General features: G+C 65.4%; 14 protein-coding genes. 12 read left to right on the top strand and 2 right to left on the bottom strand.

Annotated elements, in window-relative coordinates; translation table 11 throughout:
- Positions 1-17: 17 nt before the first annotated feature.
- The gene (locus tag ABIB56_RS09065; RefSeq protein WP_354568879.1) at positions 18-149 is read right to left on the bottom strand and encodes a hypothetical protein; all 132 of its coding nucleotides are present in this window, start codon (positions 147-149) and stop codon (positions 18-20) included.
- A gap of 42 nt (positions 150-191) precedes the next feature.
- Between ABIB56_RS09065 and ABIB56_RS09060 the strand changes: the two genes are divergently transcribed.
- From ABIB56_RS09060 to ABIB56_RS09020, 9 genes are all read left to right on the top strand, one after another.
- Positions 192-677 carry an SRPBCC domain-containing protein gene (locus tag ABIB56_RS09060; RefSeq protein ID WP_354568878.1) on the top strand — a complete coding sequence of 162 codons (486 nt, stop codon included), beginning with the start codon at positions 192-194 and terminating at the stop codon, positions 675-677.
- A gap of 98 nt (positions 678-775) precedes the next feature.
- Complete coding sequence (locus tag ABIB56_RS09055; protein WP_354568877.1) at positions 776-1,738, top strand: sugar-binding transcriptional regulator; 963 nt, start codon at positions 776-778, stop codon at positions 1,736-1,738.
- Complete coding sequence (gene deoC, locus ABIB56_RS09050; RefSeq protein WP_354568876.1) at positions 1,735-2,739, top strand: deoxyribose-phosphate aldolase; 1,005 nt, start codon at positions 1,735-1,737, stop codon at positions 2,737-2,739. Before ABIB56_RS09055 ends, deoC begins: the two co-directional genes overlap by 4 nt.
- Complete coding sequence (locus tag ABIB56_RS09045; RefSeq protein ID WP_354568875.1) at positions 2,739-4,253, top strand: aldehyde dehydrogenase family protein; 1,515 nt, start codon at positions 2,739-2,741, stop codon at positions 4,251-4,253. The genes deoC and ABIB56_RS09045 overlap by 1 nt, the downstream gene beginning before the upstream one ends.
- Positions 4,250-5,104, top strand: a complete 855-nt coding sequence (locus tag ABIB56_RS09040; protein WP_354568874.1) for an aldehyde dehydrogenase family protein — start codon at positions 4,250-4,252, stop codon at positions 5,102-5,104. Before ABIB56_RS09045 ends, ABIB56_RS09040 begins: the two co-directional genes overlap by 4 nt.
- Positions 5,105-5,121: 17 nt before the next feature.
- The gene (locus ABIB56_RS09035) at positions 5,122-5,475 is read left to right on the top strand and encodes a hypothetical protein (RefSeq protein ID WP_354568873.1); all 354 of its coding nucleotides are present in this window, start codon (positions 5,122-5,124) and stop codon (positions 5,473-5,475) included.
- Positions 5,476-5,553: 78 nt separating this feature from the next.
- Complete coding sequence (locus ABIB56_RS09030; RefSeq protein ID WP_354568872.1) at positions 5,554-5,808, top strand: hypothetical protein; 255 nt, start codon at positions 5,554-5,556, stop codon at positions 5,806-5,808.
- 51 nt (positions 5,809-5,859) lie between these two features.
- The gene (locus ABIB56_RS09025) at positions 5,860-7,332 is read left to right on the top strand and encodes an SDR family oxidoreductase (protein WP_354568871.1); all 1,473 of its coding nucleotides are present in this window, start codon (positions 5,860-5,862) and stop codon (positions 7,330-7,332) included.
- Positions 7,333-7,402: 70 nt separating this feature from the next.
- Positions 7,403-7,990: a GDSL-type esterase/lipase family protein gene (locus tag ABIB56_RS09020; protein WP_354568870.1), complete on the top strand. Its 588-nt coding sequence runs from the start codon at positions 7,403-7,405 to the stop codon at positions 7,988-7,990.
- Between the two features lie 17 nt (positions 7,991-8,007).
- Here ABIB56_RS09020 and ABIB56_RS09015 read toward each other — a convergent pair whose 3' ends face one another.
- Entirely contained in the window at positions 8,008-9,333 is a 1,326-nt protein-coding gene (locus ABIB56_RS09015) for a M20/M25/M40 family metallo-hydrolase (protein WP_354568869.1), read from the bottom strand.
- A gap of 38 nt (positions 9,334-9,371) precedes the next feature.
- Here ABIB56_RS09015 and ABIB56_RS09010 point away from each other — a divergent pair, with 38 nt between their 5' ends.
- The 3 genes from ABIB56_RS09010 to ABIB56_RS09000 all read left to right on the top strand — a co-directional run bounded on the left by ABIB56_RS09010 (position 9,372) and on the right by ABIB56_RS09000 (position 11,593).
- The gene (locus ABIB56_RS09010) at positions 9,372-9,725 is read left to right on the top strand and encodes a DUF6804 family protein (protein WP_354568868.1); all 354 of its coding nucleotides are present in this window, start codon (positions 9,372-9,374) and stop codon (positions 9,723-9,725) included.
- Positions 9,726-9,764: 39 nt separating this feature from the next.
- Entirely contained in the window at positions 9,765-11,288 is a 1,524-nt protein-coding gene (locus ABIB56_RS09005) for an FAD-dependent oxidoreductase (RefSeq protein WP_354568867.1), read from the top strand.
- A 128-nt stretch (positions 11,289-11,416) separates the two neighbouring features.
- Positions 11,417-11,593, top strand: a complete 177-nt coding sequence (locus tag ABIB56_RS09000) for a hypothetical protein (RefSeq protein ID WP_354568866.1) — start codon at positions 11,417-11,419, stop codon at positions 11,591-11,593.
- Positions 11,594-11,676 lie beyond the last annotated feature (83 nt).

The following is an 11,676-nucleotide window of genomic DNA, read 5'->3' as shown; positions in this document are numbered from 1 at the left end:
TGATGCGATGAAGAGAATCACGTAGTAGAAGACGAAGATGGCGACAATCCCCGTGAACGGCTGATGATCACGCCGGCCACGATGTCGAGATAGACGGGTTCCCGATTGCGGACGGTGCGGCCAGCGACACCGCCGAAGTTCGTCACCATGCTCAAAGCTTATGGGAAGCAGCCGGGCGTAGAGTTGCTGCCGTGTCAGCCTCAGACCTGTTGTTCGAGCGCGAAATCGACCTGCCGAGGGTCATCGTTTTCGACGCCCTCGTCGAGCCGGACCTGGTGGTCGGTTGGCTCGCCCAGGCGATCGTGGAGCCGGTCTCTGGCGGGCGCTACGATCTCGAATGGCTCGGGCCCGATGCCCAGCCGCCGACGGCGGGAATCATCGTGGACCTGGATGCGCCGACCGCCCTGTCGGTGCAGACCGACGACCACGGCCTGATCGAGTTTGCTCTCACCACCGTGGAGGGCGGGTTGCGGGGGAGCGGAACTCTGCTGCGGCTGCGCGTGAGGCTCGATATGGAGCGCGCTTTTGCTGGCCCCGTCCGCGACGCATGGGAGACGAGACTCGACAGGCTCGAAGAACTGTTGCGTGGACACCCTGTTGGCTGGACGGCCCTGCCCTCGACCGACGAGGTCGGTAGTCCCGAATCCGACGACAGGTTCGGCGGCACTCCCGGTTGACCCGCTCGGATGCGCATGGCCAGTCGCAGTCGCTGCTCATCTGAGCAAGAGATCAACATTCGTTGCTCCGCATCGATGCCACGCTTAGGCTGGAGCCGATGGAAAGCACGAGCATGACTGCGAGCGACGAGATGCTCTCCGTGCGCGCTGCGGAGCTCTACTACGAGGATGCTAAAACCCAGGACGAGATCGGTTCCCTCCTCGGAATCACCCGCTGGAAGGTAGGTCGCCTTCTCGGCCAGGCCAGGGACCACGGCATCATCCGCATCGAGATTGTGCACCCGCGCGCCCGTCGCCTTCCGCTCGAGCGTGAGCTGCGCGAGCGGTTCGGCCTCGCTGATGCGATCGTGGTGCCGAACCCCTCCGATGCTTCCACTCTCCAGCTGCGAGTCGCAGAAGCGGCAGCCGACTACCTGCAGGCGCTGCGCCCCGTGCCGAAGACCCTCGGCGTGAGCTGGGGGAGAACCCTGGACGACATTGCGGCAGCCCTGCCAGAGGGATGGGCTCGTGGTGTGGACGTGGTGCAGATCAACGGCGGCGTGAGCCTCAACAAGCGGGCGGGCACGGCGGCGACCACTGCCGTGACGATCGCGCAGAAAGGCGGAGGGCACGCGACGCTGCTGCCGAGTCCCGCGATCCTTGAGCGGCGAGAGACCAGGCTCGCGATCGAAGCGGACCGCACGGTCGCCGGCGTTCTCGAACGCGCAGCGTCGGCATCCGCCTATCTCTACAGCGCCGGTGTCGCCTCGGCCAGTTCGGTGCTGGTCGACAGCGGCTACCTGACCCCGGATGACGTGGCAGAGTTGGTGCGCAAAGGGGCGGTTGGCGACGTGGTCGGCCGCTATATCGACGCGAACGGCAACATCGTCGATCCGGGGTTGAACGAGCGTACGGTGGGCCTCGGGCTCACCCAGTTGCGCGCAGCACAGACCAGCATCGCCGTGATCGCCGGCGAAGCGAAACACCATGTTGCCCGCGCGGTCGCGAGCAGTTCACTCTGCACTGTTCTCGTCACCGACGAGGCGACGGCACTGGCATTACTGGAGGAAGGCAGACAATGACCATCGAACAATCGGTGGCGCTCGCGCCAGCCGAGAGGGCCAACCAACTCATCGGCGGTGAGCTCACCGAAAAGAGCCTGAAGCTGCATCTGGACGGTTTGCCGGGCGTCGATGCTGTCGGACTCGAGGCCCGCGCAGCCGACCTCGGCACGCGATCCATCAAGACGACGTCGAAGGCCTGGGCGCTCGACAGGATCATCGGACTCATCGACCTCACGACGCTCGAGGGTGCAGACACCCCTGGCAAAGTACGGTCGCTGGTGGCTAAGGCGATGACGCCCGACCCTTCCGACCTGACGGCACCGCGGGTGGCCGCAGTCTGCGTCTACGGGGACATGGTCCCGTATGCGGCAGAAGCACTCGGCTCTGCCGGTGGGTCCGGCGGGATCCAGGTGGCCGCGGTCGCCACGGCATTTCCGAGTGGCCGAGCCTCACTGCCGGTGAAGCTCGCCGACACGAAGGATGCCGTCGGCGCCGGCGCGGACGAGATCGACATGGTCATCGACCGTGGTGCGTTCCTCTCCGGCCGCTACGGTGTGGTGTTCGACCAGATCGTCGCGGTCAAAGAGGCCTGCCGCCGGGACGACGGCAGCTATGCACACCTCAAGGTGATCCTCGAGACGGGAGAGCTCACCACCTACGACAACGTGCGCAGGGCCTCCTGGCTCGCGATCCTGGCCGGCGGCGACTTCATCAAGACCTCGACGGGAAAGGTGGCGCCGGCGGCGACACTGCCCGTCACGCTGTTGATGCTCCAGGTCGTGAACGACTGGTACCGCCTCACCGGGGAGAAGATCGGTGTGAAGCCAGCCGGCGGCATCCGTACTTCGAAGGACGCGATCAAATACCTGGTGACCGTGGCCGAGACTGTCGGCGAAGACTGGCTGCAGCCGCAGCTGTTCCGCTTCGGCGCCTCAAGCCTGCTCAACGACGTGCTTCTGCAGCGACAGAAACTGACAACCGGCCACTACAGCGGCCCTGACTACGTGACGGTGGACTGATGACTGCTTCTGACAAGCGCTGGCTCGACTACGCGCCAGCCCCCGAATCCACGGCGATTCTCAACCTCCGCGACTCTTACGGGCTCTTCATCGACGGCAAGTTCGTTGACGGCCACGGCACACCCTTCTCCACGATCTCCCCGGCGACCGAGGTGAAGATCGCCGAGATCTCTTCTGCCAACGCCCAGGACGTGGATGTCGCGGTCGCCGCCGCCCGTCGTGCCTACGATCGCACCTGGTCGCGCTTGTCAGGGGCAGACCGTGGCAAATACCTGTTCCGGATCGCGCGCCTGGTGCAGGAACGCGCTCGCGAACTGGCCGTCGCCGAGAGTCTCGACAACGGCAAGCCGATCAAGGAGAGCCGCGACGTCGACGTTCCGCTGGTCGCGGCCTGGTTCTTCTACTACGCAGGGTGGGCCGACAAGCTCGACTACGCGGGTCTCGGACCCAACCCCCGTGCGCTCGGCGTCGCGGCCCAGGTGATCCCGTGGAACTTCCCGCTGCTCATGCTGGCCTGGAAGATCGCGCCGGCGCTCGCCGCGGGCAATACCGTGGTCATCAAGCCGGCCGAGACGACGCCGCTCACGGCGCTGATCTTCGCCGAGATACTGCAGCAGGCCGACCTTCCTGCCGGTGTCGTGAACATCGTGACGGGCGCGGGCGACACCGGATCGCTGCTGGTCAATCATCCGGATGTCAACAAGGTCGCTTTTACGGGGTCCACGGCTGTCGGGCGTGCAATCGCTCGCTCCACGGCCGGCTCGGGCAAAAAGCTCACGTTGGAACTCGGCGGCAAAGCAGCGAACATCGTCTTCGACGACGCGCCGATCGACCAGGCCATCGAGGGCATCGTCAACGGCATCTTCTTCAACCAGGGGCATGTCTGTTGCGCCGGCTCACGGCTTCTCGTGCAGGAGAACATCCAGGACGAGGTCGTCGACCGGCTGAAGGCACGGCTGTCGACCCTGCGACTGGGGGATCCGCTCGACAAGAACACCGACATCGGTGCGATCAATTCGCGCGAGCAGCTCGAACGCATCCGTGAACTCTCCGACATCGGCGAGCAGGAGGGTGCGGAGCGCTGGACGGCGGAATGCGCCATCCCGAAAGACGGCTTCTGGTTCGCGCCGACCATCTTCACCAATGTGTCGACGAGTCACCGCATCGCACGTGAAGAGGTCTTCGGGCCGGTATTGAGCGTTCTGAGCTTCCGAACGCCGGCTGAGGCGATCTCGAAGGCGAACAACACGCCGTACGGGCTGTCGGCCGGCATCTGGAGCGACAAGGGCAGCCGCATCCTCGGCGTCGCGGACAAGCTCCGCGCGGGCGTGGTCTGGGCGAACACCTTCAACCAGTTCGACCCGTCGTCGCCGTTCGGCGGCTACAAGGAGTCGGGTTACGGCCGAGAGGGCGGTCGCCACGGTCTCGCCGCCTATCTCGAGTCCGCTGGATGGGGTACTCCGCGGGTCGCTTCGGTCGCGTCGTCGCGTGCACGAAAGGGAGTCACCACATGAGCCGCCTCGCCGTTCCGAAGACCTACAAGCTCTACATCGGCGGCAAGTTCCCGCGCAGCGAGTCCGGTCGCGTCTACGAGGTCGCGACCGCCAATGGCGCCTTCCTGGCGAATGCGGCCAAGGCGTCGCGCAAAGACGCCAGGGATGCCGTGGTCGCCGCTCGTGCCGCTGTTCCCGGCTGGTCTAGTGCCACCGGTTATCACCGCGGCCAGGTACTGTATCGCATCGCCGAGTTGCTCGAGGGGCGTCGTGCCCAGTTCGTGGAGGAACTGCGGCAGAGCGAGGGCCTCACACCGGCAGCAGCCGGAAGCCAGGTGGATGCCGCGATCGACGTCTGGGTCTGGTACGCCGGTTGGGCCGACAAATACGTGCAGGTCGCCGGCAACGGAAACCCGGTGAGCGGACCGTACTTCAACGTCTCGACCCCGGAGGCGACAGGAGTCGTCGCCGTGATCGCGCCGCAGGAGTCCTCCCTGCTCGGGCTGGTGAGCGTCGTGGCCCCGGCCCTCGTCAGCGGCAACGCCGTCATCGTGGTTGCGAGCGAGAAGGCTCCCCTTGCCGCCATCAGCCTGAGCGAGGTTATGGCGACAAGCGACGTGCCTGGTGGCGTGGTCAACATCCTCACCGGTTCTGCCGCGGAGATCGCGCCATGGCTCGCCAGCCACGCCGATGTCAACGCACTCGATCTGGCCGGTGCCGGTGCCCTGGACTGGGTCGACCTCCAGATCGCTGCTGCGGAGACCCTCAAGCGCGTGCTGCCCCCCGAGGACGGCATTCCCGCGCCTTCGGTGGAGCGCGTCACCTTCTTCACCGAAACGAAGACGGTCTGGCATACGAAGGGGCTGATCTAGGGTTCTAGGCTGGTCGGATGATTCCCTCAGAGTGGACCGAGTACCGCAGGGACCACGATGACGAGTTGCTCGGCTACCTGGTTCCGCGCGGCGACGACTTCGAGCCGGTGACCGTTTTCGGCTACTCCCTGGCCGAGCCGAGCGCGATGGCGGACGCGGAGCGCGTGCTCGATTCTGTCGGTCTCGGCTATCTGGCCGACGACTGGTTCCTCGACGTCGACGGCGAATGGTTCACAGTGCGGCTGAGTGAAGCATCTCCCGAGCGGCTCAGGGTCGCGATAGCCGACTACGGGTTCGCTGGCGACATCGGTACGCGGTTCGAGCTACCTGTACCAGTCGACGGACGACTACGGAAAACCTTTCTCGGCTGAAAGACGCATCATGCGTGGGACCCTGTGCCCGGTTGTGGGCCAGGCCGGTTTTCCCACGCCTGCCCGTAGGCTGAAGGCATGGTCACCGAGGGAAAGTCGATGGCGCGCGGGCTGCGCGCCTGGTTCCTCGTCGTGCTCCTGGCGATCGCGGGGGTTACCTCTGTCGGTGTCACTGCCGCCTCCGCGGCCGAGATCCAGAACGCCGCCACAGACGCTCCGGCCTCCTTCCCCGTCGGATACATCATCGGAATCGTTCTCGTGCTAATCGGTGTCGCCGGCGGCATCTATGGTCAGGTGTTGCGCCGTCGAGGCCGTCGACCACCGGGTAGCTGACCGTTTCCCGAGTTCTGCCAGCCTGTTCTGCTGCCCGCGTAGTTTGACAGCATGGCTAATCGTGTACTCGTGACCGGAGCGACAGGCTACATCGGCGGTCGCCTCGTCCCGCGCCTGATCGCAGCCGGCTATGACGTGCGTGTGCTTGTGCGCAACCCGGCGAAGCTCAGTGATGTGCCGTGGGCGAAGGACGTCGAAGTCGTCATCGGGGACCTGTCAGACGCGGCATCCCTCGTGCCCGCTGTCGACGGTGTGGACGTGCTCTACTATCTCGTTCACTCGATGGGCTCCAAGGGCACCTTCGAGAAGACCGAGCGCACGGCCGCGGTCAATGTCGCTCGTGCAGCCAGGGAGGCCGGCGTGGGGCGGATCGTCTACCTCGGCGGCCTGCACCCCGACGGCAAGCTCTCCCCACACCTGCGTTCGCGCGCCGAGGTGGGACGCGTGCTGCTCGAGTCTGGCGTCCCTACGGCGGCACTGCAAGCGGGAGTGGTCATCGGCTCCGGTTCCACCTCGTTCGAGATGATCCGGCACCTCACCGACGTGCTGCCGTACATGCCGGCGCCCAGGTGGGTGCGTAACTTCATCCAGCCGATCGCCGTCCGCGATGTTCTCTACTACCTGATCGCTGCCGCCGAGCTGCCGGCAGAGGTAAACCGCACCTTCGACATCGGTGGCCCTGACGTGTTGCGGTACGGCCAGATGATGAACGGCTACGCCCTCGAAGCGGGACTCAAGCAGAGACCGATCGCAGCCCTTCCGGTGCTCACGCCGTGGCTGGCGTCGCAATGGGTCAACCTTGTCACTCCGATCCCGCGGGATCTCGCCGTGCCGATCATCGCCTCGCTGCAGTACGACTGCTTTGTGCGCGAGCATGACATCGAGCGCTATATCCCGGATCCGGATGGCGGCCTCACCAGCTATCGCAGGTCAGTTCGCCTCGCTCTCGAACGCATGCGCGACGGCGAGGTCGAGACGAGTTGGCAGGATTCAGCTGTCCGCGGCGCGGCCAGCGACCTGCTGCCGAGCGATCCCGACTGGTCGGGACACACCGTCTTCACCGACCTGCGCGAGAAGCATTCGGATGCTGCCGCCAGCGAGGTCTGGCGTGTTATCGAGGGCATCGGCGGCGACAACGGGTGGTATTCCTTCCCGCTGGCCTGGGCGGTGCGCGGGTGGATGGACAAGATCGTGGGAGGGGTGGGGCTCCGTCGCGGTCGCCGCAACGCCACGCGCCTGAACACCGGCGATGCGCTCGATTTTTGGCGTGTGGAGGAACTGCGCCGGGGAAGCTTCCTCCGGCTGCGCGCCGAGATGAAGGTCCCTGGCATGGCATGGCTGGAGATGAGTGTCGAGCCGGATGAGGCGGGCGGATCCCACTACCGGCAGCGCGCCGTCTTCTTCCCGCAGGGTCTCGGCGGACGGCTCTACTGGTTCAGCATCCTGCCTTTTCACGGTGTGATCTTCGCCGGAATGGCCAACCGGATCACCCAGACGGCGGAACGCGAGAACTCGACTCCCTAGAATTTCCCAGCGCGGCGCGCGATGATGGGGTGACGCGTCGTGTCAACGGCGCTGCCATGGAGGTCATGCAATGACTGCAGACACAGTTCTTTTTCTCGGGGACAGCATCACGCAGGGTGGCGACTGGGGTGCCTGGTTTCCTGACAAGAACGTTCTCAACTTCGGCATAGGCGGCAACTCCACCGAAGACGTGCTCGCTCGTCTCGAATCGGTGACCGAAGCCCAGCCCGACGAGATCGTGCTTTTGATCGGCACCAACGACTTCGGCATGCGGCGCAGCGTCGAAACGCTGGTGCGCAACGTACAGACCATTCTGGTGGACCTGCGTCGTGACCTTCCAGGGTCACGGATGCTGGTGCAGTCGGTCATGCCGCGTGGCAGGGAGTTCGCCGAACGCATCCGCGAGGCCAACATCCACCTCCGTCAGTTCTCGGCGACAGTGCACGCGCAGTTCCTCGACCTATGGCCGGCGATGGCCCTGGACGATGGCGAACTCAACCCGGTCTTCTCCGACGACCGGCTGCATCTCAACGACGCGGGCTACGAGACCTGGCTCTCCGAGCTGCGTCCCGCACTGGAACGTCTTCGCGATGAGCCGCCGATGACGCGCCCGTTCCAGGCCATCATCTTCGACGAGTACGCCCGGCCGAACTCCTGACCTAAAGCACGCACAAATCAGAGCCTGCCGATGAGGGTCGTGTAGAAGGCGACCCCGCGCAGCAGCGTTGCGGTGTGGATCCGTTCGTTCTTCGCGTGCAGTGTGCCGCGTTCGTCTTTCGACATCTCGAAGGGGCTGAACCGGTAGACGTGGTCGCTGATCCGCGTGTAGTGACGGCTGTCGCTGGCCGCCATCATGACATAGGGAGTGACGATGGTGCCGGGGAAGGTCTCTTCGATCGATCCTTTGACGAGGTCCCAGGCCCGTCCGTTCGTCGGCGAGATCGGTGACGGTTCATTGGGGTGGATGACGGTGATGTTCACCAGCGGATCGCCGATCGCCCGCCGTACATGCTCGACGGCGGCCGCCACCGAAGAATCGATAGCGACGCGGATGTTCACGGTCGCTATCGCACGCTCCGCGAGGGCATTGGCGGCCTGGCTGCCTTCCAGCATGGTCACGGCCTGCGTGGTGCGGATCATCGCGCTGGTTTCGTCGCTCAGCCGCGAGAACAGCACAAGCAACAGCGGTTTGGTCAGCCACAGGTTGGTGAAGACGGCACGGAACGGATTTCTCGCGTGGGCGCCGAGGGTACGCACCATTTCGAGCGTCGTCGGGGTGAAGCCCGCGCGAAACGGTCGCCGGTTAAGGCGCACGATCGCGGTGGCGAGGCGCGCGGTCGCCGAGAGCTTCGGCGGAGTGGAGGCATGCCCGCCGCCCTGCTCGACGGTGAGCACCAGACTCAGGATGCCCTTCTCGCTCACGCCGACGACAGCGATGGGGCCGCTGACGCCAGGGAAGATATTCTCGACCACGGCGCCACCCTCGTCGATCACCAGGCCGGGCCGGATGCCGCGCCATTCCAGTAGGTCGACGATGGCTCGTGCGCCGCTGCCCTCCGTCTCCTCGTCGTGGCCGAAGCTCAGGTAGATGTCATGCTCTGGCCGGTGACCGGCGAGCACCTGTGCCTCGACGCCCTCGAGCACGCTGACAAGCGAACCTTTGTCGTCGAGCGTGCCGCGCCCCCAGAGGAGCTGCTCTGCACCCTCGCCCTCGAGGTCGGCGCCGAAGGGCGGATGCGTCCAGCCATCATCGGTCGCCGAGACGACGTCGTAGTGGGCCATCAGCACTGTCGTCGGTCCGTCAGACCTGCCTTTCCAGCGATAGAGCATCGAGTACTCGTTGACAAGCTCGCGGGTTAGCGTTGCATGGGCCGCCGGATAGAGCGCGGGCAGCGTCTCGATGAACTCGGCGAACGGTGCCCAGTCGGTGTCGTGCAGGTCGAGGCGGGAGATCGTCGGAAGGCGCACAAGCGTGCGGAGATTGGCGATCGGATCCGGCATGGGGCAATTCTCCACCACGCACACGAAAGAATAGCCTCATGACCTCTTACCCCACGCCGGAGTTCCGTCGCACGGCTCTCGCCCCGGGAATCCTCGGTGCGATCGTGCTGCTGGCGGGGCTCGCGCTGCTCGACAACGCCGGCGGCTACCTGTTCATCCGCTTCGCCGTCTGCATTCTCGCCCTCATCATGTGCGTGTTCTCCTGGCAGGCGAAGCAGTGGTGGTGGATCGTCGGGCTGCTCGCGATCGCTGTGCTGTGGAATCCGATCGTGCCATTCGAACTGCACGGCCAGGTCTGGGTCGCCCTGCAGTTCGTCGGAGCGTTGCTGTTCATCGTGGTCGGCATCCGGGTGAAGGTGAAGAACCCGGAGGACCGCAACCGTCGTCGCTGAGGGAGCCCTCTCGTCGAGCGTGGGCTTTCTCGCCAAGCCATGGCCCTTTCTCGCGAAGCCATGGCGGAGTACGGTGCGAAGATGACTTCCCTCTGGCTCGACAACGCGCGCACGATCGATACCGACAGCTTCACTCCCGACGGCAGATACGACGTCGTCGTGGCCGGCGCCGGTCTCACCGGCTTGGTCACCGGGTTGCTGTTCGCACGGGCCGGGATGCGAGTCGCGATCCTCGAGGCGCGTTATGTCGGTGCCGCGGCATCCGGCAACACCACGGCGAAGCTCAGCCTGCTGCAGGGTACGCACCTCTCCGAGATGCTCAGGCACACGACGCTGGCCACCGCGGCAGCCTATGTCGACGGCAACCGTGAAGGCATGATGTGGCTGCTGCGCTATTGCGGGGAGCACGGTGTGCCTGTCCAGCGCAGGGATGCCTTCAGCTATGCCGCGAGCCCTGCGGGCATCGATCGGGTCGATGAGGAATATCGGGCCGCCGTGTCGCTGGGTCTCGATGTCACACGCGAAGCGACACTCGATGTTTCATTCCCTAGTCACGGTGCTGTTGGACTCTCCGACCAGGCGCAGTTTGATCCGATGGACGTGCTCACCGCGCTCGCCGCGGACTTCTGCTCCCACGGCGGCCAGCTGGTCGCGGATGTCCGGGTACTGCGGGTGAAACCCGGCTACCCCAGCGTCATCAGCACCAATCGCGGCACAGCCTTCGCCGACAGGGTCGTGCTCGCGACCGGAACGCCGTTCATGGATCGCGGCTTCTACTTCCTCAAGCAGCAGGCCCTTCGTTCCTACGGGCTCGCTTTCCGGGTTCCCGGCGCCGTTCCCGAGGGCATGTACCTTTCCGTCGATCAGCCGTCGCGGTCCATCCGCACGGCTCCGGTGGGTGGCGAGGAGCGGCTGCTGGTCGGTGGTAACGGGCACCCGGTGGGGAGGCATCGGTCACCGGCGAGTCTCGTCGACGACCTCACCCGCTGGACCCAGGAGTATTTTCCTGGTGCCGAGCGCACCCATTCCTGGTCGGCACAGGACTACGAGCCTGCCGGTCGCATCCCGTTCATCGGCTGGCTGCCGCGAGGTCGCGGACGGGTATTCATCGCGACCGGTTACGACAAATGGGGGATGACGAACGCGGTAGCAGCAAGCCTCACCCTGGCCGCCGACATCCTCGGTGGTCACCTGCCGTGGGCGCAGAAGCTCCACCGTCGCGTGACCACCCCAGCTGATGCGGGAGCCTTAATCGGCGCGAGCGCTGCGGTCGCGGTAGCCGCCACGAAGGGGTATTTCGGCGCATGGTTCGCGCCACGACTTACCGGCGCACCAGTCGAGGGGAGCGGTGTCGTGACCCACGATCGGCTGCGACCGATCGGCGTCTCGACCGTTGACGACACAACCTGCACGGTGTCGACAGTCTGCCCGCACCTCTACGGCGTCCTCGCTTGGAACGACGCAGAACTTTCCTGGGACTGCCCGCTTCACGGTTCCCGGTTCAGCGCGGAGGGGCAACTGCTCGAGGGGCCGGCGACGAAGGACTTGCGCAGACTCGCATAGGGGTTCCATAGCCTTCTGGGGGTTGGCTCCGGGTTCTCGCCGTGGCGTCGCATAGCGGATGCGGCGAGAGTGAGTATCTAGTCGGGCGCCGGGCGACGCGACCGAACCCCGAGACAAAGGAACCACCCATGGCCGATCAAACCACACCGGAACCGAACGATGAGCCCGAGGCGGTCACCGCACCCCAGACCCGACCGGCGGGGACCGTGCCTCCCGCGACCTCCCAGCCCGTATATCAAGCGCCGGTTGCTGCGGCACCGGTCGCCTCACGCAGATCCACTCAGGGACTCGCACTAGATGAGTGAGTCCTAATGGTCGTAGGCGATGAGAGATCGTTTGTGGTGGGCTCCGATGAGCCAGTTGTGCCAGATTCCGGCGGCGAGAGCAA

Origin of the sequence: Glaciihabitans sp. UYNi722, assembly GCF_040549465.1 — a bacterium.
Taxonomy (GTDB): Bacteria; Actinomycetota; Actinomycetes; order Actinomycetales; family Microbacteriaceae; genus Lacisediminihabitans.
Note: the sequence above shows the minus strand (reverse complement) of the source record. Positions and strands in the feature narration are given on the sequence as shown.

Excerpts from the sequence above, each read along its gene's own strand:
- ABIB56_RS09030 (WP_354568872.1), top strand. The coding sequence starts at position 5,554 with ATGGTCACCGAGGGAAAGTCGATGGCGCGCGGGCTGCGCGCCTGGTTC.
- ABIB56_RS09005 (WP_354568867.1), top strand. The coding sequence starts at position 9,765 with ATGGCCCTTTCTCGCGAAGCCATGGCGGAGTACGGTGCGAAGATGACT.
- ABIB56_RS09040 (WP_354568874.1), top strand. The coding sequence starts at position 4,250 with ATGAGCCGCCTCGCCGTTCCGAAGACCTACAAGCTCTACATCGGCGGC.
- ABIB56_RS09025 (WP_354568871.1), top strand. The coding sequence starts at position 5,860 with ATGGCTAATCGTGTACTCGTGACCGGAGCGACAGGCTACATCGGCGGT.
- ABIB56_RS09045 (WP_354568875.1), top strand. The coding sequence starts at position 2,739 with ATGACTGCTTCTGACAAGCGCTGGCTCGACTACGCGCCAGCCCCCGAA.
- ABIB56_RS09000 (WP_354568866.1), top strand. The coding sequence starts at position 11,417 with ATGGCCGATCAAACCACACCGGAACCGAACGATGAGCCCGAGGCGGTC.
- ABIB56_RS09010 (WP_354568868.1), top strand. The coding sequence starts at position 9,372 with ATGACCTCTTACCCCACGCCGGAGTTCCGTCGCACGGCTCTCGCCCCG.
- ABIB56_RS09035 (WP_354568873.1), top strand. The coding sequence starts at position 5,122 with ATGATTCCCTCAGAGTGGACCGAGTACCGCAGGGACCACGATGACGAG.
- ABIB56_RS09020 (WP_354568870.1), top strand. The coding sequence starts at position 7,403 with ATGACTGCAGACACAGTTCTTTTTCTCGGGGACAGCATCACGCAGGGT.
- ABIB56_RS09015 (WP_354568869.1), bottom strand. The coding sequence starts at position 9,333 with ATGCCGGATCCGATCGCCAATCTCCGCACGCTTGTGCGCCTTCCGACG.
- ABIB56_RS09065 (WP_354568879.1), bottom strand. The coding sequence starts at position 149 with ATGGTGACGAACTTCGGCGGTGTCGCTGGCCGCACCGTCCGCAATCGG.
- deoC (WP_354568876.1), top strand. The coding sequence starts at position 1,735 with ATGACCATCGAACAATCGGTGGCGCTCGCGCCAGCCGAGAGGGCCAAC.
- ABIB56_RS09055 (WP_354568877.1), top strand. The coding sequence starts at position 776 with ATGGAAAGCACGAGCATGACTGCGAGCGACGAGATGCTCTCCGTGCGC.